Genomic DNA, 25,582 nt, shown 5'->3' on the forward strand with positions numbered 1-25,582 from the left:
GAGGGATGAAAAGTCATACCGGACAGGGAGATGAACTGTCCGCCAGCAGGGACTTCAAATGTCCGCTCACCCGGACGTCCCAGTGTCCGTGGACAGCAGGTCGCCGCGACCTCCATTCTTGTGCAGTGCCAGCGCAGGCCCTTACGTTCCGTCCCATGACCGCATCAGACGATCTACTCCGCCGGATCGAGCAGGAGTCTTCCCTTGCCACCGCGCTCGCCTGGCCTGGCGATTTCGACGTCGAGCGCCGGGATCCCATCGAGGAACTTGCCCTTCCTACCAGGATCCCCCTACACCCGATAGCCGGTTGCGGCGCTGGCGGCACGTACTACCTGTGCGGGGAGGCTGGGGCCGAGGAGAGGCCCGTCCTGTACGCCGACTCAGAGGGCCAGGCCACATTGATCGGCGCCGACCTCGTCGAGGCCATCACACTCATCGTGGTGCTGCCCTTCTGGCGCGACCTGGCGAAGGGCTTCGCGATCAGCGAGCTCGGCTCGGACCTTCGGGCCGACCACCCGGACTTCGACGCCGAGCGCGACCGCCTTCTGCACGCCCTCGGGCTTGCCTCCATCTCCGAGGAGGAGGCTGCCGCTCGCCTGCTGGCTGTGGTTGCACGCACGGCTCCGGACTACGTGCCGCGCGTACCGGACGACGATTACCTGCCTTACGAGCTTCTGTTTCCGAGCGGCCCTGCATAGCGAAGCCAGCGCTTGACGTCAGTACTGGGCGATGACCTGCCGCAGGTCCGTGCCCAGGAGGTCCTCCAGCGCTTGGACGCTGGCTGGCGGTAGCGGCAGCTCGCATTCTGGATCTGTGGTTACGAGGCTGTACCTGGCGAAACCCGCAGCCCAGACGTAGTCGAGGGCGTTCAAGTCCGTCTGGGCAGAGCAACAGGGCACCGTCACGGCAAGCGAGTCGAAATAGCCGTCCGGAAGGGCTGCCGTGTCCATCGCGTTGCCCCACCAGTCTTGGATGTCGGAGCTGCACACGGGGCACCGAACACCGCACCAGTTCTCCCCGGGGTCGATGAAGGCTGTGCCGGGAATGTCCCAGACGTCATAACCGCCCAACGCTTCAGGAACCAGTTGCTGTAGCTGGGCCTGCGCAGCCTCGCTCGCGGCCGACGCAGGCGAAAAGTGCGGATCGTTGGGTATGAGGTGAAGCAGCGTGATGCTCACGCTGCCGACCACCCATCCAGCGAGACCTCCGAGCTGTCATTCAGGTAGTGGTGGAGGGCGCTGGCAGTAGTATCCACAAACGCCTCGGGGATGGCGTCGGCATCGACCCAGCGGACCTGAGAGTGCTTGCGGGGTTCGCGGTTCTCGGGTTCGCCCGTCCAGTCGTGGGCAGCGAAGACGACCGTGAGGAAGCCGTTGGGTGCTTCGACGCCCCAGGCGCCGTGGATGATGTGGGCGACCTTTAGAGACTCGGGCTTCACCGTGAGACCCGTCTCCTCGTAGAGCTCGCGCACCGCAGTTTCGGTGATGGGTTCGCCCGGCTCGCTCTTGCCGACGGGGAGGTCCCACAGACCCTGGGCGAACTTGGCGTTTTCGCTGCGCTGGAGGAGGACGACGCGGTTGGTCTCCTTGTCGTGGACGATGACGGCCGCGACCAGCAGGGTCATCGATTGGAGCGCCGGCTTGAGGGCTTGGGAGCGGTCGTCGGTCTGCTGGGCCACGGTGTTCCCTTCGTCGGGCGGGTTGTTGGGCATGTTAGGCGAGGGCCTCGCGGGCGCGGCGGGCGAGATCAACGGCACCGGGAACGCGGCGGCGCTGGTAGACCGCGAGCGTGGAGCGGATTGAGGTGATCGCCTTGCGGGTGCGGTCGGAGGTCATGCCTTCCATGAGGACGAGGGCCTGGGTCCAGGCGGCGACGGCTTCGTCGGCGCGGGCCTGGGCGGCGAGGCTGTCGCCGAGGTCGGCATGGGTGAGGGCGTGGACGCGCTTGTACTTCTCGGGGTCCCAGCGGGTGAGGGCGTCTCGGTGCTGCTGCTCGGTGCCGATGTGGTCGGCGAGGTCGGTCAGGGTGCGGGCGGTGTGGCTCGCCACGGTGCCGGCGGCCGGGCCGCTCACGCGGGAGTAGCTGGGCTGGGGGCCGTCGTCCCGGAGGAGGGCGTCCTCGGCGGCGAGTAGGGCGCGCGCGGCCAAGGGGGGCTCGTTGACCGCGGCGTAGGCGCGGGCGTGCGTGATGTGGAGGAGCGCTTCGGTCTGGCCGTCGACGTGGCCGAGACCTGTGCGGAGGGCGCCTTCGACGAGGTCGACGCAGTGGTGGGGCTGCTTGAGGCTCAGGGCTTGGTGGGCGAGGGCGCGCATCATCCAGGCGGCGTGGCCGTGGGGATCGGCTTCGCAGGCGAGCTTGTAGCCGACCTGGTAGTAGCGCTGGGCGGCGCCTTCCTGGCCGAGGTCGTGGTGCTTCCACCCTGCGAGGTAGGCGAGTTCGGCGACGGCGCCGAAGGCGGCCCGGCGTAAGGTTTCGCTGGGGAAGCGTCCGCGCAGCATGGGGGCGGCTGTGTCGGCGAGGTACGCGGTGACGGTGGTCAGGCCGTGCCCGCCGCCGAGGCGCTCGTCGGCCGCACTGAAGGCCGCGGTGATCTGCCGTACGACGTCCACGTCCTCCGCCCCGACCAGGGACGTGCCGGTGCGAGCGCGGAGCATACGGGCGGTGGCCTCGTGGTCGTAACCGAGCGGCATGGCGACGCCGGCTGTGGTGAAGGCCGCGATGGCGAGGAAGCGGCGGCGTTCGACGTCGGCGCGGCCCAGGTCCGTGACCGCGAGGACGGGGTCGGATTCCGCCGACTCTTCGTCATCGCTCGCCTGGAGACCGATCTCCGTCTGGGTGACCGTGCGCCCCGCTCGGCGGGACAGCGCCTCGGCCAGGTACTGACCTACCCGGCCGGATGGGGCACGGATGCCGTTCACCCAGTGCGAGATGGCCGACTTGTTGGTCTGGAGGATCTCACCGTTCTCGGCGGCGATGCGCCGCACGTCTCGGGCGAGAGCCTCGTAGGTGCCGCCGACCGCCGCGATGACGTCGCGCAGACGGGAGTTGGGTTCTCGCTGCGCCGCCACGATCGCCTCCGTCCTGGAGCTGTAAACCGCGTATACCGCTTCAACTGCCTTCCACCGTACCCACTGAGCGTGACCGCCGGTTCACTTATCAGCAGCCGCCCGGAACGGCGCAACCGTGATCCAGGATCCCCCTTGGTCCGGGCGGCACCCCGAAGTTCCGTACGCCCACACCGAGCTCGGGCATTCCTGTGCCCGCGTCCGGACGAACAGAGACGGAGACACGGTGACCACCATCGACACCACAGCCATCACGGTCGAGCTGCCCGAGGCGTTCGACCCGCGCTGGAGCCGCCTGCCCGGCGTCCAGGTCGACGGCCGGCGCATCACCATCGACCCGGCCGAGTACTTCTTCCGCTTCGAGTCGAGCACCTGGCTCGTCGCAGACTGGAAGCTGGTCAAGTCCCAGCTCCTGGACATGGACGAGACGACCGAGAGTGCGGTCGAGCAGCTCGCGCTCGACTTCATCAAGAACCACGGTGAGTCCACCTCCGACGCGGCCCGCGTCCTGGCCACCGCGTACGAGGTGTACGCGTACCTCTTCCGCGAGGAGCACCTGGCCGGCCTCGGCCTGCCGCAGATCACCGCCGACCACCTGCGGATGCTCCGCGAGGCCGCCACGCTCATGGCGCTCAACAAGGTCGAGCTGGACGGGCACATCTCCAACGTCGGCCCGTGCTGGTTCTTCCCCGCCGCCACCTCCGTCGTCTTCGACCTGGACGACGAGATGGGCGGGATGCTCGACGAGGTCTACCACGGCGGCTGGTTCAACGAGCACCGCCGCATCGAGTCCATCAAGGCCCACGCGGCGCTCGGCGGCCGGCTCGTGCACGGCTGCCAGTCCGTGCCGGACCAGTCCGGCGGCGTGGTCGCGCCCTACGGTGCCTCGATGGCGAACTTCCGCGACGACCTCGCCGCGTTCAAGGCGGGCTGGATCGAGCAGGTCTACGCCCACCGAGTGAACCCCGCCGCGTAACCCACCCGATCAGGCTCCGGGGCGGGCCGGTATCTCTCGCCCGCCCCGATGCCACATCTCCCCGGAGCCCTCCTGTGACCACGAACCCCAGCGCCGAACTCCTCGACAACCTGCTCACCGCGACCGGCCAGACCACCGCCGCACGGGAGGAGGTGCGCGTGTGGTCCATGTCCGGAGTCGAGCGCGTCACCTTCCCCGACGGCTCCACGGCCATCTTCAAGTACGCCAAGAAGCCCTTCGACAGCGAGGACCAGGCCCTCCGCCTGGCCCACACACTCGGCGTCCCCGTCCCCCAGGTCCACGCCTCCGCCGTCCTGGACGGCTGGCTCGGCATGCTCATGGAGGACCTCGGACCCTCCGTCCGCGAGGCCGACGACCTCGACGGCGTCGCCGCGGCCGTGATCCTGCACGGCACCCGTACGGCTCCGCCCTTGCCCGTACTCGACCAGAACCGGCTGCGGACGCTGCCGGCCAGGGCGCTTGAGCATCTCGAACGGCTGCGCAAGGCCGATCGGTGGCAGGATGCCGACGACGTCGAGGACGCGCTCGACCGTATCGCCCAGGCCGCCGAGGCCCGCTCGGCCGGAGCGACGCTGGAACCGTTCGGCTGGGTGCACTCCGAGTTCCACCCCACCAGCCTCCACATCGGCGAGCGCGGCTGGCGGCTGCTCGACTTCGCCCGCGCCTTCAGCGGCCCCGGCCTGCTCGACCTCGCCAGCTGGCACGGCACCACCGAGCCCCCGCACCCCATCCGCCTCCGCGTCTTCCTTGAGCAGTACGTCACCGCCGGCGGCACCCCCGACGCCCTCGCCCCGCGCGGCGGGCTCACCGCCGAACACTGGGCCCTGGGCTGGCACCGCATGTGGGCCGTCGAGTGGTTCATGGAGCAGTCCGTCAGATGGATCGACGACCCGGCCACCGACCCCGCCTACATCAAGGCCGTCCGCCGCCACCTCACCGACGTCCTCCACCTCCTGGAGATCTGACGTGCTCGCCCAGGCATCCCCCTGGCACGCCCACGCCGTTCAGCGCACCGCCGCCGGACTCGCCGAACCCCTTTCCGTACCCGCCCGGATGGAATGGACCACGAGACCCGGCCAAGGGCCCGGCGCCGACGTCCTCGGCGCCGACCTGCGCGGCAGGCGACTCCTGGAACTCGGCTGCGGCCCCGGCCACAACGCCGCCCACCTCGCCACCCGCCACGGCGCCCACGTCACGGGTGTCGACCTGGTCGGCCTCCAGGTCCGCCGCGCCCGCTCCCACTACGGACGGCTGAACAACCTCACCTTCGTCGCCGGCCACGCCCTGCACTACCTGCACGCCTCCGACGAGCAGTTCGACGCGATCTACTCCGTCTTCGGTGCCGTCGGCCTCGTCGCCCCCGAGCTCCTCCTCCCGGCCATCGCCCAACGCCTCACACCCGGGCGAGTGCTGGCCTTCTCCGTCCCCCACCCGCAGCGCGGCGGCCGCAGCCCCTCCGGCGACGACCGGCCCCGCCGCGACTTCGTCACCCTGCCCGACCGCACCCGCCTACCCATCGCCCGCTGCGAGTTCTCCACGGACCGGTGGGAGAAGCACCTCAGCCAGGCGGGCTTCTGGCTCACTTCGGCCCAGGAGTTCCACGACCCCCGCATGGGCCACTGGCCCACGACCCTGCTGATCCGCGCCCGCAAGCTCTGACCAGCCATTCGCCCCGGCTTCCCCCGGAGGAACCGATGCGCCCGCCCTACCTGCTCCTCGACATCGACGGTGTCCTCATACCCTTCCCCAACGCGGACGGCTCGACCCCGGCCACCCACGCCCGCCACGACGTCGTCCCCACAGGTCGGAGCGCCGACAACCCGGTCACCGTCTGGCTCGACCCTGCCCACGGCCCCATGCTCATGGACGTGATCCGCACTGGCCTGGTCACCCCGGTCTGGTGCACCAGCTGGCGCCAGGACGCCACCACCCTCATCGGGCCGCTCCTCGGCCTTCCGGCCCTGTCGTACGTCGATCTCCCGCGTCCGCAGATCACCACCAGCCACCCCAACGGCTACCTGTGGAAGCGTGACCACGTCGACGTCTGGCTGGGCGACGCCCCCGCCGTATGGATCGACGACGACTTCACCGGCCTCGACCACGCATGGGCGGTGGAGCGCACTGCGAAGGGAACGTCGACCCTCCTCATTCAGCCCGACCCGCACCACGGGCTGCAGCCCGCGCACCTGACCGGGCTCACGACGTGGGTCTCGCAGTTACCCACAGCCCGCGCCGCCTGACGCCCTGATGCCCTCGCTGCCACGAGCAGCGAGGGCATCAGAGTGTTGCTCGAGCGTGATCCATCTGCGGTCCGTGGCAGGTATCGGCGGCGCTGGTGTCGGAGTCGGGTGGAACACTGCGGTCGTGATCAACGAGATGACTCCGGACCTCTCTGGTGCTCCCGTCGGCTCCCTGCCACCCAGAGCACAGGCAGAGCTCGCCTGCACCGCCTGGCAGGAGCTGCCGCACGTCTGTACGGGCCGGCATGGTGTGCCTGACACACCGGACATCCTCGGCGCTGTGCTCGCCGCCGACCCGGCCCGCCGGGTACGGGCGGTAGGCGATCTGTATCGGCTGCTCCTCCATCAGGAGCAGGTGTTTCCGGCGACCGCTCCGGCAGCCTTGGTCCTGGCCTGTCTTCTCGACGATCCGCGCACCCTCTCCGAAGACCGGTGGGAGTGCAGGGCCGGTCGGCGGTCGCTTCGCGCCGAAGTGCTGAACTGGCTGGCTTCGTTCGCCGACATCGCCCGCCTGGACGTCGAGGACGGCGTCGGCACGGCGCAGGAGCTGGCCGCCGCCCGTGCGGCAAGGCCAATACTCCACGACCGCATCGCGGACTTCTGCGACGACGACGATCCACTGGTTAGGGAAGCCGCGCTCGCGGCCACCGCCCTGCTCCTGGCCGACCCCGCCCTCGCCTCGTCCGTACCCCGGTACGCGCCCGCCGTTCGCGAGGTCCTGGCCTTGAGCACGGACTCGTACTACCGGTGGATCGCCCGGGAACGGCTGGCTGCCTGGGGTGAGGACGTCACCGGTCTCATCACCGCGGAGGAGGAGCGCCGCGCGGCCCTGGACCGGGCAGGCGAGTTGGCGGAGGACCCGTTCGGCGACCAGGAGCAGGAGCAGGCGATCCGCTGGTTGGAAGAGCAACCCGAGGACACCGCGGCTCCGGAACGACTCAGCCGCCGGCGTGAGGACCGGACCGCGCCCATACCGGCCGCCCTGCACGAGCCAGCACCCGAGCCGCCCGTGGCCGCCGCTGGAAGCGAGGCGGGGTACCGCGGCCCGTGGCGGATCGCCCGGGAGGAGCAGCGCGCCGAGTGGACCTTCACGCCGTACGTAGGAGTCGGCCCCCTGCACTTCGGGATGACCTTGGAAGAGATCACCCGAGCCCTCGGCGAAGGACCGACCGTCTCGTCCTACTCCCACTACGGCGAAAACCAGCAGCTCAACTACGCCGACTTCACTGAGAGCGGAATCAGGGCCCTCTTCCACGATGGCCGTCTGGGGTGCGTCGCCGCAGACGCACTCACCGGCCCCCAGGTGAGACTGGATGCAGCCCCGCTGACCGGCTGCGCACCTTCCCACGTGGAGGACTGGCTCATCCACCGCACCACACGGCCCGGCAGCCTGACGTACAGCGTCGCCGGCGATCCGGTCTTCGCCGACCTCGGCCTGGCGATCCGCTCCCAGCGGGCCGGCGACGTCGTCCTGACCCGCCCCCTCTTCCTGCTCCACGACTGGCTCGACCTGTGGCACGCGCTGCCCAGTGAGGAGAGGAACTGCTCGTGAAGCGTGGTTCGCTGGTCGGCCTCGCCTGAGTGCGAGGCCGACCGGAACGACATCTCGTCCACTCGAGCGATATCGGGGACGTAGACCACCGGCCGAGTGAGGAATCAACGTGAGCAGCTCTGCGCTGGCCGGGGTCAGCGGTGTCGACTGCGTTCTTCGGGCCTCGTGACCGCTGGTGTGGCCGGAGAGGGTGGCGTGGCGGGCATGGTCGAGGTGCCGCTGGTGGCGCTTCGCATGCGAGCCGCTTGCGTCCGTCGGTTCGGCTGAGCGGTGATGCGCCAGTTGAGGACCTCGGCGGGGCGCTCGGCGCTGTCGAGTTCTCGTTGGGAGCCCACCTCGGCCAGGAGACGTCGGGGGTTGTGGCCGGCGGTTTCGGCTTGGGCGAGGGTTGTGGTCAGGGCGGTCCAAGTGGGGTCGGCGAGGATCCGGTCGGCGTGGTCGGGGAGGGCCGCGCGAACGTCCTGCTCGAAGCGGCGGGCGGTTGCGGCTCGTGGTGCGCGGCGGGCCAAGTCCGCCAGGACGGGTGGGGCGGCCTGCTGGTAGCCCGTCTGGAGGTGGCGGAAGGCTTCCTCGGCCGCGGCGGCCTGCTGCTCGTGGCCGCGCTGCTCGTGCCACTTGGCGGCGGCGCGGGCCAGGTGCACGGTGGCGAAGAGCAGGGCGATGGCGAGTCCGCCCGGCTCGCTGGAGGCGTAGGCAAGTTCCTTGGCGGCCTTGCGCAGGGCGGTGGCGGCTTGGTGGTCGGCGCGGGTGGCGGAGCGGCGGGCGCGGTTGAACGCCATCGCCGCCGCTCGTAGTTCCGCCCGGTGTGGGCCGGTCGTGACGCTGGCGATGTTGTACAGGGCGTCGCCGAAGGCGGCCAGGTGGCCCTGGGTGGCGGCATCGTCACCGGAGTCGAGTACGGTGCGTGCCGCGTGTATGGCGGTGGTGGTGTGGCGCCATGGGTCGGCGGGGTCCGCCACATATCGGGGGTGGTCGGCCATCGCCTGGTCGGGGAGGCGTTCGCGTAGGCGGTTGATGGAGAGGTCGGGGGCGAGTTTCGAGCCGCCGTACCAGACGGGTTCGCCGGCCGCGTTGGTGTCGCCTGGTGCGGCGAGGCTGTAGCCGATCACGTCACCGGTCTCGGGGCCGAGGCGGGTCTTGACCTTGATGCCGAGGGACTGCAGCACGGTGAAGTAGTCGGCTTCGGTTCGTACAGCGGCGGCGACCGCGTACGCCTGCTCGCGCAGCCACTGCCGTGCCGTGACCGTCTGGCCCTGGCGCTCAGCCTTGGCGCGTTCGGCGCCGGTGGGAGTGCGGGGCGCGGTGAGGTCGCCGGGCTTCAGGCAGCGCAGTCCGAACTCGGCCTCGATCTTGCGGCATTCGGCTTGGGCGCGCTGTCCGTCGCGGTGGGTGCGTGGGCGGCGTCCGTCGGCGCGGACGGTGGTGGCCATGATGTGGATGTGGTCGTCGGCGTGACGCACCGCGATCCACCGGCATGCCTTCTCGTCGCCTTCGGGGGAGATGCCGGCGGCGCGAACGATGCGGCGCGCGACCTCGGCCCACTCGGCGTCGGTGAGGTAGCGGTCGCCGGGCGCGGTGCGGACCGGGCAGTGCCAGACGTGCTGAGGTGGTTTGTTGCCACCCAGTTCGCGGGTGCGCAGGTCTACGTGGTGGTCGAGGCGCTTGGCGAGCTGGGAGTAGGTGGCTGCCGGGTCGCGGCCCGGGTCGGGGGCGCCGGTTGGCCATGTCCCAGGCCGCGACGATGTGAGCGTCGGTGTGTTCGTCGCGACGGCCGGGGCCGAAGAGGTAGACGATCAGTCCGCGGGAGTCGGAGCCGGTCGAGACGTCAGGAACCATGCGCGGTGCCTTCCGTCAGGAGCTGGTCGATCAGTCGGTAGCTGCTCTCGGCTGCTTGCTCGACGCGGTCCAGCACCGCATCGGCACGTTCGGGCACCGTTCCTCGGTGGATGGCTGCGGTGATCTGGTTGAGGTTGCCGCCGATGCGGTTCAGCGCGACCGTGTGTGCCTCGACGGCCTCGATCAGCGGGCGGACCGGGTCGTCCTCCGGGCTGCCGGCCAGCCCTGCCTTGCCGAGGGCGACGGCGAGGGCGGCGTCCCCGACGAATCCGGCGAACTTCTGACCGCGCTGGTGAGCGGCGGCGCTGATCACGCTCACAGCTGTCCGTGTGAAGCGGATGGTCTTCTCCTGGTCGCGCTTCTCCACGGTGCGCTTGCGGTTCATCAGTGCAGGCAGGACGGGGGTGTCGAGGTCCCGCCAGGAGGGCTGCTCGGCGGACGGTTGGACATCGGCCGGCGGCTGAGTACTTGGGGCGACGGAGTCGGCTGCGGGCGGGCAGCTGGTCTCCGCTAGGCCCTCCTCCGGCTCGGGCGCCCCCTGGCGCTCGGCCTTCTCCTCCGCCACCCCTGGGGCGGGGGCAAGCGCGGACGAAGCCTCGTTAGAGGCTCGTTCGCTCCAGCTTGCTGCTGATCGGCGGGTCAGGCCGAAGAATCCCTTGCGGCGGCGGGTGGGGGAGTTGTCGGTGCTCGGTTCGGGCATGGTGGTGCTCCGGTGGTCGTGTGCGGTGGGGCTTCGTCACGTCCGTTGCATCCGTCCCGTAGCTGGTCAGGACAGGTACGGATGCGGTCGCAGGTACGGAGTGATCCGTATCAGCGAGGAACTCCGTCCCCGCGCTGACCTGCGCGGGGACGGATGCGACGGATTGATACGGAGCTGGTGTCAGCGGGTGGGCCTGGGGCCGGCAGGCCCGCCGGGCGGGCCGATGGGCAACGTCCCCGTCGGAGGGGCAGGTGGCTTGCCTTGGGCTCGACGTGCGACCACGGTCTCGCCGGCTGCGCAGGTCGGCTGGGCAGGGTCGGGGCAGTAGCGGGCCCAGGCATCGAGGAACTGGTTGCGGGCGTACGCCTTGGCCTGCTTGCCGTTCTCGAAGCGGTGGTTGGCCGGGCTGATGCCGAAATCGCGCGGCAGGTTGGCCAGGTGGTAGGCGTTCAGGCCCTTGGTGCCGTACTCGGCCCAGGGTGCCTCGGCGTCCTGGATGAGGGCGGCGAGCAGGTCGTGGCTGCGCAGCGCCTCCGTGTCGCCCTGGTGCTCGAAGGTGCGGCGGATGTCCCGGAGCAGCCGGGTCTTCAGCGTCGTCTGCTCGTCCTGGACCAGCTCGGTGCGGGTCATTGCCAGGCAGGCGGCACGGGCCCGGGCGGGCCAGTGGCCGCCGGCCAGGTCGGCGACGATGACCAGGGGCTCCCAGGTGTCCGCGGCCCGGTCTTCGACCGGCATCGGTGGCACCAGCCGGTGCGCTGCCCCGCGCAGTGGGGTCAGCCACGCGGCCAGCCGGTCGCGCAGCGCGTTCAGTTCCGGGACGGAGTGCCGGGAGCGGAAGGGAGCGACCTTCTCGCCGGGCTTGCGCTTCTGCATGCGGAGCACGACTGCGCGGTCCATGATCGTGTCCGGCAGGTCGCCGATGCCGGCCAGCGCGGCCATGGCGAAGGTCGGGAACGCGGTCGGCTTGTACTCCGGGCCGGATATCCGCCAGGCGGGACGGTTGCGCTGGTGTCCGGCGTTCAGCAGGCCACGCAGGTCCTCCTTGTCACCCGCCTTCGGACCGAAGATGGTGTCGGCCTCGTCCACCAGCAGCGTCGGAGGGGCCTCGCCGATGATCCGGAAGACCACCGCTGGCGAGGTGTTCACCGTCATCATCGGCCGGGACACGGTCTCGTGAAGCACGTCCAGCACACGGGACTTGCCGCAGCCCTTGGTCGGCCCCACCACCGCCAGGCGCGGCGCGTGCTGCAGAGCGGGCTGAATGTGGGAGGCCGCCACCCACAAGGTGACCGCGGTCAGTGCCTCCTCGCTCGGCAGCACCACGTACCGGCCGATCGCTGCACGGAGGTCATCCAGCAGCACGGCTCCTTCGTCCCCCGTCTCGTCGCTCGCACGGGCGGGGCCCCCGGTCCCCGAACCGCCGTCGGGGACCACGGTCCCCGCAGATACGTGGGGACCGTGGTCCTCACCGTCGGCTCGGGGCGCGTCGCGCTCGTCAGGGATTCGGGGACCGGGTTCGGGGACCGGCGGACCGAAAGTCTCTGTCCGGTCCCCGGCTTCCGGTTCGACGGGACCAGTCCCCGGGGCGCTGACCTGCGCATGTTCCGCGTTGGGGGAATTTCGGTCCCCGACCGGAACCCCCGTCGCAGCAGCGCCGTTGGTGGTTGCAGCCGGGGACCGTGACTCCGTTCGGTCCCCGCTTCGGTCCCCGTTGCGCCAGGGGATGCCCCGGCCGGGGACAGCGGGGGCGGGCCAGACGACCTTGTGGGATGTGTTCGAGGTGGCGGGGGACGTAGAGTCCTCCATCGACGTTCCTCTCAGGTGAGGGACGGGACGGGCAAGGTCCCGCCCCTCACCGGTTCGTTCGTTCAGGGATGGGCGACGTGCAGGAGGATCTCCGGCCCTCGGCGTTGGCGCGCCGGGGGCCGTTGCTGTGTCCGGGACTGCGGGCGGCTCACGAGGCCAGGCCCCATTCCTCCCGGCCGTTGATCAGCGCGCGCTCGTAGCGCAGCAGCTCGGCCTCGGGGTAGAGCACCCGCTTGCCGACCTTGATGCCGCGCGGCCCCTTCCCGATGTGGCGCCAGTAGCGGACGGTGCTCTCGGCCGTGCGGTAGCGCTCGGCGACCTCGGCGCTGGTCAGGTATCGCATGCATTCCCTTTCGGCTAGGTGGTGATCCGATCTGCATAGGTTGCACCCCGGGATCGCCGGTTAGCCAAATCGGGAAGCTCATGTTTCAATTCGGATAGCGATGGTGATGATGGAGGTTCGATGGCAGGCGACAGGCCCCAGGGCGGCGAGGTGCCGCTGCTCTACAGCGAAGGGAACGTGGCCGCGCGCGTGGCGCTGGAGCGCGAGGTCAGAGGGTGGAGCACGACCGAGCTGGCGGAGCGGGTGACCAGAGCCGGCATCAAGATGAACCAGACGGCGGTCTGGCGCATCGAGAACGGCACCCCCCGCCGCCGCATCAACCTCGACGAGGCCCTCGCCTTCTCCCGCGTCTTTGAGCTCCCCCTCGAAGAGCTGATGTCCCCGCCCCTGGAGGGGCTCGACATCGACAGTCGGCGCCTCGTCCAGGAGGCCGTCGAGGCGTTCTATGAGGCCCGCGACGCGCGCGACCGCCTCCACCGTGCCGTGGTCGCCATCGCCGACCACATCAAGGCCCATCCCGACAGCTCGCGGGCCATCCACGAGCAGTGCCTCCGCCTCATGGGCGACGAGCGGGACGCTCGCACCCTCAGCAACGACATCGAGGACGGCGGCCACTACTGACAACCGACACGAAGGAGAGGCCACTTGGCCAACATCCAGAAGCGCCCCAACGGCAAATGGCGAGCCCGCTACCGCGACCTCGACGGCAAGGAGCACGCTCGCCACTTCGACCGCAAGATCGACGGCCAGCGGTGGATCGACGAGGTCACGGCCAGCCTGGTCACCGGCCAGTACGTTGACCCGCGATCGGCGAAGAAGCCCTTCAAGGAGTACGCGGAGGAATGGCGAGCCATCCAGCCGCACCGGCCCTCCACGGCCAAGGCGGTGGCCCAGCACCTGCGCTGCTACGTCTATCCGGCCTGGGAGAAGCGGGCACTCGGCGCCATCAAGCCCGGCGATGTACAGAGCTGGGTCACCGGCCTGACCACCACACACGGGCTGGCTGCCAGCACCTCACGGACGGTCTTCAACACGGTCAGCGCCGTCTTCCGGGCGGCCGTCCGTGACCGGATGATTCCTCACAACCCGTGCGCCGAGGCGAAGCTGCCCTCCGTGCCCCGGAAGAAGGTCGTGCCGCTGGCCGTCGAGCAGGTACGGATACTGTCCGAGGAGATACCCGCCCGATACAAGGGCCTCGTGCTGCTCGGCGCGGCCACCGGACTTCGCCCCGGCGAGCTCTTCGGTCTCCAGCTCCGGCACGTGGACCTGCTGCACGCGACCGTCTCGGTCGAGCAGCAGATCCAGCAGACCGCCAAGCACGGCGTGTACGTCTGCCCGCCCAAGACCGCTCGCTCGCACCGCACGGTCCCGCTCCCCCGCATGGCGGTGGATGCGATGAAGGCCCACCTGCGGGACTTCCCCGCCGATGGGCCCGAGGGCTGGATCTTCACGGCGCCGCAGGGCGGACCCGTGGTCTACACGCACTTCATGGACGGGTCCTGGCGGCCCGCCTGCGCGAAGGCCGGCATACCGAAGGGCACCGGACCCCACGCCCTCCGGCATCACTACGCCAGCCTGCTGATCAAGCACGGCGAGTCCGTGAAGACGGTCTCCGAGCGCCTCGGCCACACCAACGCGGCCATGACGCTGAACATCTACACCCACCTGTGGCCCGACTCCGAGGAGCGGACCCGGGCCGCGGTCGACAAGGCGTACGCGGACCAGTCCGCCGACGCCCAGCCACCGGTCGACGAAGCGGCGTAGCCGCTCCCCCGCGCGCTGACCGAAGTCAGCACGCTGCGGACTCTGTGCGGACCGCAAAGGCCGCCCAACCCGCTCCGTCGCAGGTCAGACGGCCTTTCGCCGAACGTATTAGACGTTGAAGCGAACTCCAGCACGTTCCGTCCTGCATCACGCAGTCCTACCCGACCTTCCATCGACGCCCTTGACGCCGTCCTCGACCGCCGGAGCCGGCCTCCAAGCCCTTGGCCGACACAGAACGGCAAATCTGCCGTGCGACATCCCTATAGGGGACATGCGAGCACAAACCAGTTCTCCGGGCCCGGTGCCCAACTGCACATACCCCCAGCCCCTATCCGGGCAGCTCCCAGGCCCAGGCACCCCGTGGCAGACCCAGGTGGCCCTCCCCGTGGAGCCACCTGACGTGACCGAGCCGGTCGCTGCTGCCCTCCTGCAGCTCCTTCGCATCCTGATCGCCGATTCGAGCCAGCAGCGCCCCGAGCCCGGCGACGGCTGACCGAGAGACGCCGGCCGCCGCTGGCTCTTCTCCCCCATTCGAGGTACGACAGAACGCCACATAACACCCGCAGCTCGCCCATGCCGCGCGCCCGCACTGGGAGTCTCACCGCACGTGATCCGTTTCGCCTTCGCCGGCCGCTGTTCGACCGAGGACCTCCAAGACCCCGAGGCCTCCAGAAACTGGCAGCTCACCCGCGCCCGAGCCCTGATCGAACCCACCGGCGGCCACATCGTCACCGAGTACTTCGACGTCGGCCACAGCCGCTCGCTGCCCTGGCAGCGCCGCCCCCGCGCCAACGAACTCCTCCAGGCCCTCCGCAACCCCAACCGCGGCTTCGACGCCGTCGTGATCGGCGAGCCGCAGCGCACCTTCTACGGCAACCAGTTCGGCAACACCTTCCCCGTCTTCGTCCACTTCCGCATCCCCCTGTGGGTCCCGGAGATCGGCGGCCCGGTCGACCCGAACAACGAGGCCCACGACCTCGTCATGTCCGTCTTCGGCGGCATGAGCAAGGGCGAACGCAACCGCATCAAGATCCGAGTCCGGACCGCCATGAGCTCCCAGGCCCAGCTCCAGGGCCGCTACCTCGGCGGACGCCCCCCGTACGGGTACCTGATCGGCGACGCGGGGCCGCACCCCAACCCGGCCAAGGCCGCGGCAGGACAGCGCATCCACCGCCTGGAACCCGACCCCGCCGCAGCCCCCATCGTGGCCCGGATCTTCCAGATGTATGTCGACGGCATGAGCGACAAGGCCATCGCCTCCCAGCTCACCCGGGAAGGCATCCCCTGCCCCTCCGCCCACGACGCCATCCGCAACCCCCACCGCAAGAAGACCGCCTGGCAAGCCGGAGCCGTCAGAGCGATCCTCATCAACCCCCGCTACACCGGCTACGAGATCTGGAACAAACAGCGCAAGGAGGAGCACCTCTACGACATCGACGACGTCACCCTCGGCCACCGCACCCGCATGACACACAACCCGGCTGAACAGTGGGTCTGGTCGAACGACACCGCTCACGAGGCCATCGTCACCACCCAGCTCTTCAACACCGTAAAGAAGATCCGCCAGCAGCGCTCCCGCATGCCGCAGCGCCTCGAACGCCCCGGACGACAACCGCAGGGGCAACGGACGTACGCGCTGCGCGGACGCGTGCGATGCGCAACGTGCGGACGCAAGATGCAGCCCGCGACAATCCGCAACACCGTCTACTACCGATGCGAGTTCAAGGAGCAGGAACAGTCCCTCCACCCCGGCCTGAACCACCCACGGACCGTCTACCTCCGTGAGGACGCGGTGTGTCGGGCTCTGGACCGGTGGATCGCGAAAGCCTTCGCCCCCGACCGGCTCACCGCCACCCTCACCGCCCTCACCCACGCCAGCGCGGCAGCAAATGCGGCCGAGACGTCCACACCGCAGCAGACCCAGGCCCGCAAAATGGTCAAGGAGTGCGAGCGGCGTCTCGCCCGCTACCAGGCCGCCCTCGAAGCCGGCGCCGACCCCGCCGTCGTCACTCAATGGATCAACGAAGCGCAGACAGACAAGGAGGCAGCACGCAAGAAACTCGACACGCCACCTGCCGCCACTCGAAAGAAGGAAACTCCCCTCACCGCCGACCAGATCCGGGAGATCACTGAGAGGCTCGGAGACATCGCACAACGGGTGCAGGCCGTCGACACAGAGAAGAAGAGCCCACTCTACGAAGCCCTCGGGATCACGATCAGTTACGAACACGCAGGTAGGGCCGCGACCGTAAGATCGAGGCCCTCATCCGCGTATCGCTATAGCGAGTGTCCGAGGGGGGACTTGAACCCCCACGCCCGATAAAGGGCACTAGCACCTCAAGCTAGCGCGTCTGCCATTCCGCCACCCGGACCAGGTGTCTGCCGCTTCGCGGGGGTGTTCCCCGCGGCGACATGGACAACAATACCAAGGTTTCGGAGTGCGTTTCACCTGCGTATTTCCGCCCTCGGTGCGGAGGGGTGAGGCGGGGCGGGGCCCCTTCCCGTGGGCGGGCGGGAAGGGGCCGCCTCCTGTAGCGGGTGGTTACCTGCGGCGCAGGGCGGAGAGGTTCTCGTAGCCGGTCCTGGCGTGGGTCAGCGACTGGGCCGGGTCGGTGGTGCTGGGCGCGTTGTCCTGTTCCACCATCGGGTTGTGGTAGTTGCGGTGGCCGACGCGGGAGAAGAACGTCGTGTAGTCGATGACGCCGGTGCCGAACGGGACCATGTCGTAGCCCTGCCCGTTGGTGGCGTTGACGACGCCGTCCTTGGCGTGGAACAGCGGGTAGCGCTTGTCGTGGCGGGCGACCAGGCCGGCCGGGTCGAAGACGTTCTGCCGGGTGGAGCCGTCGTGGGCGGTGTATGTGCGGAACTTGTACTGGGCCACGTGCGCCCAGAAGATGTCCATCTCCAGCCAGACCAGCTTCGGGTCGGTGACCGACAGGAAGTACTCCAGTTTGCGGATGCCGGAGGAGCGGGTGGGGCGGCCCTGGGCGTCGAGCGGGCCGCCGTCCAGGAGGAAGCCGTAGGCGGCGTCGTGGTTGTGGGTGTAGAGCTTGATCCCGGCGCGGCGGGCGATCTCGCCGAGGGCGTTCCACTTGTCGGCGGCCACGTCCCAGTCGGCCCGGTAGGCGCTGCCGGTGGGGTCGCCGCCGGTGCCCATGTGATCCATGCCGAGGATGTTCGCGATCTCCAGGTGCTTCTTGAAGGTGTCCAGGTCAGCGGGGGTGAGCGGCCAGGACCCCGGGATGAAGCCGTGGTTTCCCTGAGCGCGCAGGCCGTACTCGTCGAGCCAGCGGCGCAGCAGCCTGGCGCCCGCGACGTTCTCCAGGTCGGCGCCGCCGGGGGCGTTGGTGTGCTGGCCGTAGCCGGCGAACTCGACCTGCCGGTAGCCGAAGCGGGCGAGCTGCGCGAAGACGGCGCGGAAACCGGAGGGCAGGCTGGTGGAGAGCGGGTCGCGGCCGGTGGCGTCGCGGACGGTGTAGAGGATGATGCCGCGCTTGTCGGCGGGGACGAGGGCGTGGCCCCTGCCGTGGTCGTGGCCCTCGCCGGGGCTCCGGTCGGCCGCGTGGACGGGGGCGGCGCCGAGGACGGGGGCGGCGATCGCGCCGGCCGCCACGGCGGTGCAGGTGCTCAGGAAGCCGCGGCGGCCGATGCCGAGGCTGCGGCGCAGCCGGTCGTCGGTGCCGGACGGGGCGGTTGCCTGGTCGGTCGGCTGGTTCTCGTTCACGGGTGCCTCTTTCCGGGCTGGTGGGCGGGGGTGCCGGGGGTGTGGAGACCGGCGAGGTCGAGCAGGAGTGACTTCACGTCGGTGGCCGCGAGGCGGCCGCCGACGGCGCGGGGGGTGGAGCAGATGAGGAGCGGACCTTCGTCGTCGCTCGCGGGGAGGCGGCCGTGGCTGCCGCGGATCGGGGTGGCGTCGAGGGGGACGACCGCCATGCGGTAGCGCAGGCCGAGTTTCTTGCGGGCCAGGGCGCCGGCCGCCTTGACCTTCACGTACGGGTCGTGCGGGTCCATGAACAGTTCAACCGGGTCGTAGCCGGGTTTGCGGTGGATCTCGACGAGCCGGGCGAAGTCGGGGGCGCGGTCGTCGTCGAGCCAGTAGTAGTACGTGAACCAGGCGTCCGGTTCGGCCACGGCGACGAGTTCGCCCGAGCGCGGGTGGTCGAGGTGGTGGGCCTTCTTGCCCTCGTCGTCCAGGAGCCGTTCGATGCCGGGCAGGCCGTCGAGCGCCGCCCGGGTGGCCGCGAGGTCCTCGGGGCGGCGCACATAGACGTGGGCGATCTGGTGGTCGGCGACGGCGAAGGCGCGCGAGGCCATCGGGTCGAGGTACTCCATGCCGTCCTGGGTGTGCACCTCCAGCAGGCCGGCGCGGCGCAGGGCCCGGTTGATGTCGACGGGCCGGTCGGCGCGGGTGATGCCGTACTCGGACAGGGCGACGACGGTACGGCCCTCGGCGCGGGCGTCGGCGAGCAGCGGGGCCAGGGCGGCGTCCAGGTCGGCGGCGGCCTTCAGGGAGCGCGGGTCGTCGGGGCCGTGGCGCTGGAGGTCGTAGTCGAGGTGCGGGAGGTAGCAGAGGGTGAGGTCGGGGTGACGGGTGCGGTTGATGTGGCGGGTGGCGTCGATGATCCACCGGCTGGAGACGAGGTCGGCGCCCGGCCCCCAGAAGTGGAACAGCGGGAAGGTGCCGAGGCGCCCGGTCAGCTCGTCGTGCAGGGCGGGCGGCCGGGTGTAGCAGTCGGGTTCCTTGCGGCCGTCGGCGTAGTAGACGGGGCGCGGGGTGACGGTGATGTCGGTGTCGGCGCCCATCGCGTACCACCAGCAGATGTTGGCGACGGTGTAGCCGGGGTGTGCGCGGCGGGCGGCGTCCCACAGCTTGTCGCCGGACACGAGGCCGTTGTGCTGGCGCCACAGCAGGACGTCGCCGAGTTCGCGGAAGTACCAGCCGTTGCCGACGATGCCGTGTTCGCTCGGCATCGTGCCGGTCAGGAAGGTGGACTGGGCGGCGCAGGTGACGGCGGGCAGGACGGTGCCGAGCGGGGCGTGGGAGCCGGAGTCGGCGAGGGCCCGCAGGTGGGGCATGTGGGCCAGGAGCCGCGGGGTGAGTCCGACGACGTCCAGGACTAGCAGCGGGGTCGGTTCGTCGGGGCGGGGCACCGAGGTTCCCGCGGCTTCTTCGGGGCGGGGCACCGAGGTTCCCGCGGCTTCTTCGGGGCGGGGCACCGAGGTTCCCGCGGCTTCTTCGGGGCAGGTCACGGCAGTTCCTTCAGGCCGAGGTCGGTCAGCAGGTCGCGGGCGAGGGCGAGTTCGGCGGCGATGCCGTCGGCGAGCTGGGCGCGGGCGCGGGGCCGCAGCGCGGGCGGGAGGGCCTGCCAGGTGTAGGTCTCGACCTCCAGGTGGCGGGTGAGGGGGTGCGGGCCGCCGGCCAGCCGGGTCAGCGCGTTCTTCAGGACGGGCAGGGTGGCGGTGAGGGGCGCGGCGGGGGCGGCGTGCAGGGGGACGTGGAAGTGGGAGCGCCAGGGACCGCCGTCCGGGAGGGCGTCGGTGTGCAGGGCTTCGCCGAGGTCGTCGGTGCCGAGCGGGCCGTCCGCGGTGTGCGCGCGGGTCTGGTGCAGGAAGCGGGGCTCGTCGAAGGCGGCGAGGGCGGCGCGGACCTCGGGGCGGTGCGGCTGCTCGGCGTGCAGGGCGGCGGAGAGCTGGGACTTGACGACGGGGACACCGGCCGCGGTCAGGGCGTCCAGGGCGGTGTGCGGGTCCTCGAAGGAGGTGGCGAGGTGGCAGGTGTCGACACAGATGCCGATGCGGTCGTGGCCGATCTCGGTCAGCGGGGCGATGGCGTCGTGCGTGGTCTCGACGACGCAGCCGGGTTCGGGTTCCAGGCCGATGCGCAGGGAGCGGCCGGTGAGGTCCTGGAGGGCGTCGAGGCGTTCAGCGAGGGTGCGCAGTGCGGTACGGGCGCGGGCGGCGCGTGTCTCGTCGTGGGCGGTGCGCCAGGCGAGCGGCAGGGTGGAGATCGTGCCCTCGGTGACGTCGTCGGGCAGGAGGCCGGCGAGGACGCGGGCGAGGGCGGTGGTGTGTTCGAGGCGTTCCGCGTCGGCCCAGTCCGGCCGGTACACGCGGTACTTGACCTGCTCGGCGCCGAAACCCTCGTAGGGGAAGCCGTTGAGGGTGACGACCTCCAGGCCGCGCCGGTCGAGTTCGGAGCGCAGGCCGCGCAGGGCGGACGGGTCGGTGACGAGGGTGCGGGCGGCATCGCGGGCGAGCCAGAGGCCGATGCCGAGCCGGTCGCGGCCGAGGCGGCGGCGGACGGGCTCGCAGTGGTCGCGGAGCTGGGCGAGGACGCCGTCGAGGGTCTCGGCGGGGTGGACGTTGGTGCAGTAGGCGAGGTGGACGGTGGAGCCGTCGGGGTGCCGGAACCGCATCGCTCACTCCCCGCCGCGCAGCACGGAGTTGCCCTCGTGGGTGGCGCCGGGCGGGGGGACGTCGAGGTCGAGGCGTCCGCTGATGCCGTAGAAGGCGACCGGGTTGCGCCACAGCACGCGGTCGACGTCGTCCTCGGTGAAGCCCTCGGCGAGCATCGCCTCGGCGACCTTGCGGGTCTTGAGCGGGTCGCTGCGGCCCCAGTCGGCGGCCGAGTTGACCAGTACCTTCTCGGGGCCGTACTCCCGCAGCAGGGCCACCATCCGGGGCTCGTCCATCTTGGTGTCGGGGTAGACGGAGAAGCCGAGCCAGCAGCCGCTGTCCTTGGCCTCCTTGACGGTGGTCTCGTTGAGGTGGTCGACCAGGACGTGGTCGGCGGGCAGCGCGGACTCGGCGACGGCGTCGAGGGTGCGGCGCAGTCCGGCGAGCTTGTCGCGGTGCGGGGTGTGGACGAGCGCGGGCAGGCCGTGGTCGGCGGCGAGCTGGAGCTGGGCGGCGAGGGCGGTGTCCTCGGCGGGTGTCATGGAGTCGTACCCGATCTCGCCGACGGCGACGACGCGGTCCTTGACCAGGTAGCGGGGCAGTTCGTCGAGGACCGGGACACAGCGGGGGTCGTTGGCCTCCTTGGGGTTCAGGGCGATCGTGCAGTGGTGGGCGATGCCGTACTGGGCGGCGCGGAAGGGTTCCCAGCCGAGGAGGGAGTCGAAGTAGTCGTAGAAGGAGGCGGGCGAGGTGCGGGGCTGGCCGAGCCAGAAGGCGGGTTCGACGACGGCGCGGACACCGGCGGCATGCAGGGCCTCGTAGTCGTCGGTGGTCCTGGACGTCATGTGGATGTGGGGGTCGAGGATGCGCATCAGGACTCCTTGCCGTGGGGGTCGGCCGGGGCCGGACAGTGAGCGTCGTCGGGCGCGCCGGGGCCGGGGGGCGGGGCGGCCGGGTCGGTCGAGTCGGTCAGGGTCAGGACGCGGTGCAGGTCCTCGGGTACGGCGCGGCCGGCGGCGGTGCGTTCGGCCGCGTGGTCGCCGAGCATGCGGGCGAGTTCGGCGTCACCGTGGGCGCGGCGGGCCAGGTCGGCGACGTGGGCCACGGGCACGCCGGTGAACAGGCACTTCAGGACGGCGTGCCGCCAGGCGTGCGGCGGAAGGTGCCGGGCGGCGTACGGGCCGACGGCGGCGGCGAGCAGGCGGGTGTCGTTGGTGCGCAGCGCGTCCTCGACCAGCGGCAGGGCGTCGGGGCCGGGCACGAGGTGGTCCAGGGCGTGCAGTACGGCGCGGCGCTCGTCGGCGGTGCCCTGGCGGTAGACCCGGGTGAGGGCGTCGGGGTCGGCGCGGGCCGCACGCAGGATGAGGACGCGCGCGGCGTCGGCGTGGGCCGGGCCGCAGCGGCGGCCCGCCTCGGCGAGGCGCAGTTCCCAGACGGAGATGGGCCCGTGACCGCCGGGGTGGGCGGCGGCTTCGTCGAGCGCCTGGTCGAGCCAGGCCCGGGCGGTGCCGGTGAGTCCCGCGTCGGAGAGGGGGCGCGGCCCGTCGGACGGGACCGGGGTGGCGTCGGCCGCCTCGGTGCGGGTGCGGGGGGCGCGGGGGTCGTGGTGCGGGCGGGTCATCGAGGGCTCCCTTCAGGTGCGGCGGGAGGGGTGTGCTCGGGTACGGCGGGAGGGACGGGCGCCGGTACGGCGCGAGGGGCGGACCCCGCCTCGCGGTGCGGGGGGAGCCGTCGTCGCGCGTGGGGCGCGGCGCGGCGCAGGAACGGCAGGGAGAGCGCGGCGTGGCGCGGGCCGGCGTGCGAGTGGCGGGGCAGTTCCACGACGGTCAGCCCCTGGTAGCCGGTGGCGGCCAGGGCCGCGAGGACGGGCGGGAAGTCGATCTCGCCGTCCCCGAACGGCAGGTGCTCGTGGACGCCCCGGCGCATGTCCTCGATCTGGACGTGCCGCAGCCAGGGGGCCGCGGCCGTCACGCACTCGGCAGGCGGGAGCGGTTCGAGGCACTGGCAGTGGCCGATGTCGAGGGTGAGGCCGAGGTGTTCCGGGTCGCCGAGGGTGCGGCGCAGCCGGTGGAAGCCGGCGAGGGTGGCGAGGAGGTGTCCGGGTTCGGGTTCGACGGCGAGCGGCACGCCCGAGGCGGTGGCGGCGTCCAGGACGGGGGCCAGTGACTCGGCCAGGCGCTTCCAGGCCGTGTCCTCGTCGGTGCCGGGCGGCAGGAGGCCGCTGAAGCAGTGCACGGCGTGGGCGCCGAGGTCGACGGCGACGCGGACGGCCCGCAGCAGCAGGTCGACGCGCCGGGCGCGGTCGTCCGGGTCGGGGTCCAGGAGCGAGGGGCCGTGTTTGCGGCGCGGATCGAGCACGTAGCGGGCGCCCGTCTCGACCGTGGCCCGCAGGCCGAGGGCGTCCAGCCGGCGCGCGACCTTGCGGGTGCGGGCGGCGAGGCGGGGGGTGAGCGGGTCGAGGTGCATGTGGTCGAGGGTCAGTCCGACGCCGTCGTAGCCGAGATCGGCGAGGAGGGCGAGGGCGTCGTCGAGGCGGAGGTCGGTGAGGCCGTTGGTGCCGTAGCCGAAACGGAGGTCGTCGGGGGTCATGTGACGCTCACCTTCTTCGCGAAGCGGCGGGCGAGCGGGGCCAGGGCCGCGGTGAGCAGGGCGGTGGCCGGTGCGCCCGCGCGGGCGGTCAGCGCCGACTGGAGCGGGATCGTGGCGCGGATGCCGCTGCCGACGGCGCGTTGGACGAGGGGCGGCGACGGGTTGAGGGCGGCGTGGAGGTAGGGGCGCAGGGAGGTGGCGGCGTAGGCGGCGGCGAGGAGCGCGGGAAGGGTGCCCGGTGGGGCGGGTGCGGGGCTGGACAGCGGAGTGGGGGTCGGTGCGGGGCTGGGCGGGCGGCGTATCAGGGCGGTCGGTGCGGGGCTGGGCGGGCGATGCAGCAGGGCGGTCAGTGCGGTGGCGGTGGCCAGTGCCGCCAGGGGGACGGCCGGGGCGCCGCCGGTGGTCTCGCGGCGGGACACGGCGGTCACCGCGAGGGTGTGGGTGGCGAGCAGGGCGGCCGACGGGAGGGCCGGACGGGTGCGGCCGGTGGTGGCGGCGGCGCCCAGGAGCAGGTCCAGTCCGCGGGCCGCGGCCATGGCGAGGGGGCCCGCCGCGGTGCGCTTGAGGCCCAGGTCGTAGGCCCAGACGGTGCCGGCGAGCGGTACGGCGACGGCCAGCGCGGGGCGCCCGGCGCGGGCCGCCACGGCCAGGCCCGCCGCGGTGAGCGCGCCCGCCGCGGTGAGGGCGGCGGCGGGGCGGACGCGGCCGGAGGGCAGGGGCCGGTGCGGGCGTTCGCGGGCGTCCTCGGCACGGTCGGCCCAGTCGTTGAGGGCCATGCCCGCCTCGTACAGGCACAGGGCGGAACCGACGGCGAGCAGCGTACGCGGGCCGACCCGCCCGACCGCGGCGGCGCCCGCGAGGGCGTCGCCCGGGACGGTGAAGAGCGCGGGCAACCGCAGCAGCTCGGCCCAGGCACGGCCCCGCCCCGCGAGGCCCGCCGATCCGGTGCGGTCCGCCGGTCCTGGCCGGGCCACCGGACCGGTGCGCGCCACCGGACCGGTGCGCGCCACTGGACCGGTGCGGCCAGCCGGTCCCGGCCGCCCCGCAGGACCACTCCCCGCGCCCCGCCCCCCGTTCACCACTGCTCCCCCTCTCCCCCAGCCGGTGTCCGCAGGCGGGCGGCCAGGCGGGCGAGGTCGGCGTACTGTTCCGTGAGGCCCGCCGGGCCGTCGCCCAGCGGGTCCTTGAAGTAGAAGCCGAGTTCGCGCAGGGGGCCGGACAGGCCTGCCTCGTGGGCGCGGGCGGCCAGGCGGGCCAGGTCCAGGACGAGGGGGGCCGCCAGCGCCGAGTCGCAGCCCTGCCAGATGGTCTGGAGCACCATGCGGGTGCCGAGGAAGCCGTCGAAGGCGATGTGGTCCCAGGCGGTCTTCCAGTCGCCGAGCGCGGGAACGTCGTCGATGTGCACCTCGCCCTGCGGGGCGTGGCCGAGGGTGTCGGCCAGGACGCGTTCCTTTCCGGCGTTCTTGGCCGCGGCGGCGGCCGGGTCGGCCAGGGCGGCGCCGTCGCCGCCGCCGAGCAGGTTGGTGCCCGACCAGGCCCGTACGGCGAGCGCGCGCTGTGCGAACATCGGGCCGAGCACGGAACGCAGCAGGGTCTGGCCGGTCTTGCCGTCGCGGCCCGCGTACGGCAGGCCACTCGCCCGCGCGGCCCCGGCCAGCGCGGGGTGGTGCAGGCCGGTGGACGGGGTGAAGTTGACGTAGGGGCAGCCCGCGCGCAGGGCCGCCGCCGCGTACAGGGAACTGGGCGGCAGGGCCGTGCCGGAGGGCGGGGGTTCGGTGGAGGCCACGTTCACGACGACGGCGCGGGCCACTCCCGTGCGGCGTACGAAGTCCTGGATGTCGGCGGCGAAGGCGGCGGTCAGTTCCTCCTCGTCGCGCACTTCGCCGGACAGCGGTCCGCCGGTTCTGATCTCCCGGTCGGCGGCGGCGAGTTCGGCCGTCACGGCGGTGGTGACGCCGTAGGGGAGGACGCCGGCGGCGGTCAGTGCCTCGGCCCGTTTGGGCAAGGGGCAGTCCGTGGTGTCGTGGCCGCCGAAGACCAGGGACGACAGGGGCGGCAGGCCGGTGCCGGTGAAGATCGGGGTCTCGGTGAGCAGGCCCGTGGGTGGGTGCAGCCGCGCGGCGAGGGCGGCGCAGCCCGCGACGACGGTCGTGGCGACGGAGCCGCGCGCCCCGATCAGCCAGACGCCGACGGGACGGTGGGGGAAGGACGCGGACATGGGCAGCCTCCTGTCACGGGACACCGGAAGGGATCGGGCGGACGACGGTGACGGCGGGCGGGGGTCCGGCGTCCCC

23 protein-coding genes, 1 tRNA gene and 1 pseudogene are annotated in these 25,582 nt (G+C 71.7%); 9 read left to right on the plus strand and 16 right to left on the minus strand.

The features are described from left to right. Positions 1-155 precede the first annotated feature (155 nt). The gene (locus tag ACFC02_RS33530) at positions 156-698 is read left to right on the plus strand and encodes a hypothetical protein (protein ID WP_376365512.1); all 543 of its coding nucleotides are present in this window, start codon (positions 156-158) and stop codon (positions 696-698) included. A gap of 18 nt (positions 699-716) precedes the next feature. Here ACFC02_RS33530 and ACFC02_RS33535 read toward each other — a convergent pair whose 3' ends face one another. Genes ACFC02_RS33535 through ACFC02_RS33545 form a run of 3 tightly spaced genes read right to left on the minus strand, consistent with a single transcriptional unit; the run spans position 717 to position 3,068 of the window. Continuing rightward, the gene (locus tag ACFC02_RS33535; RefSeq protein ID WP_376365514.1) at positions 717-1,178 is read right to left on the minus strand and encodes a hypothetical protein; all 462 of its coding nucleotides are present in this window, start codon (positions 1,176-1,178) and stop codon (positions 717-719) included. Further along, entirely contained in the window at positions 1,175-1,711 is a 537-nt protein-coding gene (locus ACFC02_RS33540; RefSeq protein WP_376365516.1) for an NUDIX domain-containing protein, read from the minus strand. The genes ACFC02_RS33535 and ACFC02_RS33540 overlap by 4 nt, the downstream gene beginning before the upstream one ends. Position 1,712: 1 nt before the next feature. Then, positions 1,713-3,068, minus strand: coding sequence for a tetratricopeptide repeat protein (locus ACFC02_RS33545; RefSeq protein ID WP_376365518.1), 1,356 nt, complete (start codon positions 3,066-3,068; stop codon positions 1,713-1,715). Positions 3,069-3,291: 223 nt separating this feature from the next. Here ACFC02_RS33545 and ACFC02_RS33550 point away from each other — a divergent pair, with 223 nt between their 5' ends. The 5 genes from ACFC02_RS33550 (at position 3,292) to ACFC02_RS33570 (ending at position 7,854) form a co-directional block, all read left to right on the plus strand. Next, the gene (locus ACFC02_RS33550) at positions 3,292-4,041 is read left to right on the plus strand and encodes a hypothetical protein (RefSeq protein WP_376365519.1); all 750 of its coding nucleotides are present in this window, start codon (positions 3,292-3,294) and stop codon (positions 4,039-4,041) included. A gap of 74 nt (positions 4,042-4,115) precedes the next feature. Next, the gene (locus tag ACFC02_RS33555) at positions 4,116-5,027 is read left to right on the plus strand and encodes a phosphotransferase family protein (protein WP_376365521.1); all 912 of its coding nucleotides are present in this window, start codon (positions 4,116-4,118) and stop codon (positions 5,025-5,027) included. Between the two features lies 1 nt (position 5,028). Next, the gene (locus ACFC02_RS33560; RefSeq protein WP_376365523.1) at positions 5,029-5,721 is read left to right on the plus strand and encodes a class I SAM-dependent methyltransferase; all 693 of its coding nucleotides are present in this window, start codon (positions 5,029-5,031) and stop codon (positions 5,719-5,721) included. 35 nt (positions 5,722-5,756) lie between these two features. Then, positions 5,757-6,302: an HAD domain-containing protein gene (locus ACFC02_RS33565; protein ID WP_376365525.1), complete on the plus strand. Its 546-nt coding sequence runs from the start codon at positions 5,757-5,759 to the stop codon at positions 6,300-6,302. Between the two features lie 250 nt (positions 6,303-6,552). Beyond that, positions 6,553-7,854: a hypothetical protein gene (locus ACFC02_RS33570; RefSeq protein WP_376365526.1), complete on the plus strand. Its 1,302-nt coding sequence runs from the start codon at positions 6,553-6,555 to the stop codon at positions 7,852-7,854. A 134-nt stretch (positions 7,855-7,988) separates the two neighbouring features. Here ACFC02_RS33570 and ACFC02_RS33575 read toward each other — a convergent pair. The 4 genes and pseudogenes from ACFC02_RS33575 to ACFC02_RS33590 all read right to left on the minus strand — a co-directional run bounded on the left by ACFC02_RS33575 (position 7,989) and on the right by ACFC02_RS33590 (position 12,539). Next, a pseudogene (locus tag ACFC02_RS33575) lies at positions 7,989-9,690 on the minus strand (relaxase/mobilization nuclease domain-containing protein). Beyond that, the gene (locus ACFC02_RS33580; protein WP_376365549.1) at positions 9,680-10,255 is read right to left on the minus strand and encodes a hypothetical protein; all 576 of its coding nucleotides are present in this window, start codon (positions 10,253-10,255) and stop codon (positions 9,680-9,682) included. Before ACFC02_RS33580 ends, ACFC02_RS33575 begins: the two are co-directional and overlap by 11 nt. 315 nt (positions 10,256-10,570) lie before the next feature. Further along, positions 10,571-11,824, minus strand: coding sequence for a DUF3631 domain-containing protein (locus ACFC02_RS33585; RefSeq protein WP_376365528.1), 1,254 nt, complete (start codon positions 11,822-11,824; stop codon positions 10,571-10,573). Between the two features lie 520 nt (positions 11,825-12,344). After that, positions 12,345-12,539, minus strand: a complete 195-nt coding sequence (locus ACFC02_RS33590; RefSeq protein ID WP_376365530.1) for a helix-turn-helix transcriptional regulator — start codon at positions 12,537-12,539, stop codon at positions 12,345-12,347. A gap of 120 nt (positions 12,540-12,659) precedes the next feature. Here ACFC02_RS33590 and ACFC02_RS33595 point away from each other — a divergent pair, with 120 nt between their 5' ends. The 3 genes from ACFC02_RS33595 (at position 12,660) to ACFC02_RS33605 (ending at position 16,626) form a co-directional block, all read left to right on the plus strand. Continuing rightward, positions 12,660-13,160 (plus strand): helix-turn-helix transcriptional regulator, encoded by a 501-nt coding sequence (locus tag ACFC02_RS33595; RefSeq protein ID WP_376365531.1) that lies wholly within the window; start codon positions 12,660-12,662, stop codon positions 13,158-13,160. Positions 13,161-13,184: 24 nt separating this feature from the next. Then, positions 13,185-14,303: a tyrosine-type recombinase/integrase gene (locus ACFC02_RS33600; protein WP_376365533.1), complete on the plus strand. Its 1,119-nt coding sequence runs from the start codon at positions 13,185-13,187 to the stop codon at positions 14,301-14,303. Between the two features lie 607 nt (positions 14,304-14,910). Beyond that, positions 14,911-16,626, plus strand: coding sequence for a recombinase family protein (locus tag ACFC02_RS33605; RefSeq protein WP_376365535.1), 1,716 nt, complete (start codon positions 14,911-14,913; stop codon positions 16,624-16,626). Here ACFC02_RS33605 and ACFC02_RS33610 read toward each other — a convergent pair. The 9 genes from ACFC02_RS33610 to ACFC02_RS33650 form a co-directional block, all read right to left on the minus strand. Then, a tRNA-Leu gene (locus ACFC02_RS33610) sits at positions 16,591-16,675 on the minus strand. The two genes, ACFC02_RS33605 and ACFC02_RS33610, sit on opposite strands and share 36 nt — an antisense overlap. 170 nt (positions 16,676-16,845) lie before the next feature. Further along, positions 16,846-18,027, minus strand: a complete 1,182-nt coding sequence (locus ACFC02_RS33615) for a sugar phosphate isomerase/epimerase family protein (RefSeq protein WP_376365537.1) — start codon at positions 18,025-18,027, stop codon at positions 16,846-16,848. Further along, positions 18,024-19,487 (minus strand): nucleotide pyrophosphatase/phosphodiesterase family protein, encoded by a 1,464-nt coding sequence (locus ACFC02_RS33620; protein WP_376365550.1) that lies wholly within the window; start codon positions 19,485-19,487, stop codon positions 18,024-18,026. The genes ACFC02_RS33615 and ACFC02_RS33620 overlap by 4 nt, the downstream gene beginning before the upstream one ends. Positions 19,488-19,549: 62 nt before the next feature. Continuing rightward, positions 19,550-20,719 (minus strand): metabolite traffic protein EboE, encoded by a 1,170-nt coding sequence (gene eboE / locus ACFC02_RS33625; protein WP_376365539.1) that lies wholly within the window; start codon positions 20,717-20,719, stop codon positions 19,550-19,552. A 3-nt stretch (positions 20,720-20,722) separates the two neighbouring features. Beyond that, entirely contained in the window at positions 20,723-21,571 is an 849-nt protein-coding gene (locus ACFC02_RS33630) for a TatD family hydrolase (RefSeq protein WP_376365541.1), read from the minus strand. Continuing rightward, entirely contained in the window at positions 21,571-22,320 is a 750-nt protein-coding gene (locus ACFC02_RS33635) for an EboA domain-containing protein (RefSeq protein WP_376365544.1), read from the minus strand. The genes ACFC02_RS33630 and ACFC02_RS33635 overlap by 1 nt, the downstream gene beginning before the upstream one ends. Next, positions 22,317-23,288, minus strand: a complete 972-nt coding sequence (locus ACFC02_RS33640; protein ID WP_376365546.1) for a sugar phosphate isomerase/epimerase family protein — start codon at positions 23,286-23,288, stop codon at positions 22,317-22,319. Before ACFC02_RS33640 ends, ACFC02_RS33635 begins: the two co-directional genes overlap by 4 nt. Next, positions 23,285-24,262, minus strand: a complete 978-nt coding sequence (locus tag ACFC02_RS33645; RefSeq protein WP_376365552.1) for an SCO3242 family prenyltransferase — start codon at positions 24,260-24,262, stop codon at positions 23,285-23,287. The genes ACFC02_RS33640 and ACFC02_RS33645 overlap by 4 nt, the downstream gene beginning before the upstream one ends. A gap of 101 nt (positions 24,263-24,363) precedes the next feature. Further along, positions 24,364-25,506 (minus strand): inositol-3-phosphate synthase, encoded by a 1,143-nt coding sequence (locus tag ACFC02_RS33650; protein WP_376365547.1) that lies wholly within the window; start codon positions 25,504-25,506, stop codon positions 24,364-24,366. Positions 25,507-25,582: the final 76 nt, after the last annotated feature.

It is taken from the genome of Streptomyces sp. NPDC056160, from assembly GCF_042268205.1.
Classification (GTDB): Bacteria; Actinomycetota; Actinomycetes; order Streptomycetales; family Streptomycetaceae; genus Streptomyces.